The 1,659-nt window shown below is 66.5% G+C and carries 2 protein-coding genes; both read right to left on the bottom strand.

Going from position 1 to position 1,659, the window contains the following annotated elements; all coding sequences use genetic code 11:
• On the bottom strand, positions 1–563 hold a 563-nt coding region (locus EOA22_RS32810; RefSeq protein WP_127390562.1), incomplete at its 3' end, for an aldehyde dehydrogenase family protein.
• Positions 564–633: 70 nt separating this feature from the next.
• Positions 634–1,659: deoxyribose-phosphate aldolase (gene deoC, locus EOA22_RS32805; protein WP_245478744.1), on the bottom strand; the 1,026-nt coding region annotated here is incomplete at its 5' end.

Below are 1,659 nucleotides of genomic sequence, written 5' to 3'. Positions count from 1 at the left end.
GTGCAGCCGGCGGCGAGCGCCGGCGCGATCTTCCAGGCCAGCATCAGCAACGGAAAGTTCCACGGGATGATCTGGCCGACGACGCCGACACCCCTATGGCCGGGGAAATCCCTGTCCAGCGCCTGCGCCCAGCCGGCATGGTGGATGAAATGGCGGATCGCCAGCGGCACGTCGATATCGCGGCTTTCGCGGATCGGCTTGCCGTTGTCGATAGTCTCAAGCACCGCGAACAGGCGCTGATGCCGCTGCATGGCGCGGCCGATGGCATAGAGTACTTTGGCACGCTGATAGCCTGAGGCTGCCGACCACTTCGGCAGCGCCTTGGCGGCGGCCGCAACCGCCGCGTCGATATCGGCGGCATTGGCGTCCGAGACCTCGGCCAGCAGCTTGCCGGAAGCCGGCTCGCTGGTCTCGAAGGTCTTGCCGCCGGCAGCGGCTTTCCAGTCGCCGCCGATGAACAGCGCCTTGCCGAAATCGCGCGCGGCAAGCCAGGCGTCGGCCTCGTTGCGGGCCTCCGGTGCCGGGCCGTATTCCATGGCGTGATAGCGATCGAGAATGTTCATCAGGTGCCTCCTTCACCCTCCCGCCTGGGAGGGTCGATCGGCAAAAGCCGATCGGGGTGGGGGTAAAGGCTTACGCCATCGCGTGGCGATGATTGGCCGAATAATGTCCGGTCAGATGATGCTCGAGCTGGCGCTCGATGTCGGTCAAGAGGCTCGACGCGCCGAAGCGGAACAGGTCCGGCTCCAGCCATGGCCGGCCGAGCTCTTCCTTCATCAGCACCAGCCAGTCGAGCGAGGCCTTGGCCGTGGAAATGCCGCCGGCCGGCTTGAAGCCGATGAGATAGCCGGTTTCCTCGAAATAGGCCCTGATGGCACGCACCATGGCGAGGCCGACGGGCAGCGTCGCGTTGACGCTTTCCTTGCCGGTCGAGGTCTTGATGAAATCGGCGCCCGCCATCATCGCCACCATCGAGGCCAGCATGACATTGCGCAGCGTGGCGAGGTCGCCGGTGCCGAGGATGACCTTCAGATGCGCATCACCGCAGGCGGCGCGCATCGAGACGATCTCATTGTAAAGCTCCCGCCACTTGGCGCCGAACACCAGGCCGCGCGGGATGACGACGTCGATCTCGTCGGCGCCGTCACGGACCGAGGCCTCGATCTCCTGCAGACGGGTCGACAGCGGCGCCAGGCCATGCGGAAAGGCGGTGGAGACGGCGGCGACATGGATGCCAGTGCCGCGCACCGCATCGACGGCGGTGGCAACGAAGGGGTGGTAGACGCAGACGGCGGCCGGGCGGATGATTTCACCTGATATGCCGAGGCCCTCGACAATGTCGCGGCGGAACGGGTTGATCGCCTTGGCGCAGAGCCGGCGCACGCGCTCCTCGGTGTCGTTGGAATTCAGCGTCGTCAAATCCATGCAGGCGACGGCGCGCAGCAGCCAGGCGGCCTGGTTGTCGGCCTTGATCGAGCGCCGCTTGGTCAGGCTGGCGACGCGCCGTTCCAGCGCCGAGCGATTGACGCTGCGCCCCGATTCCATGAAGCCAAGGTCGAGCTTCATGCCGGGGTTGCGCGCAATGCGATGATCGTGCGGGACGGCTGTATTGGCGGCGGCACGCGCCGGCAGCGGCGTCACCTTGGACGGGCCGACATC

The organism is Mesorhizobium sp. M7A.F.Ca.US.014.04.1.1, assembly GCF_003998745.1.
GTDB classification, from domain to species: Bacteria; Pseudomonadota; Alphaproteobacteria; order Rhizobiales; family Rhizobiaceae; genus Mesorhizobium; species Mesorhizobium ciceri.
The sequence above is the reverse complement of the archived record's forward strand: the minus strand, read 5'-3'. Positions and strand labels throughout refer to the sequence as shown.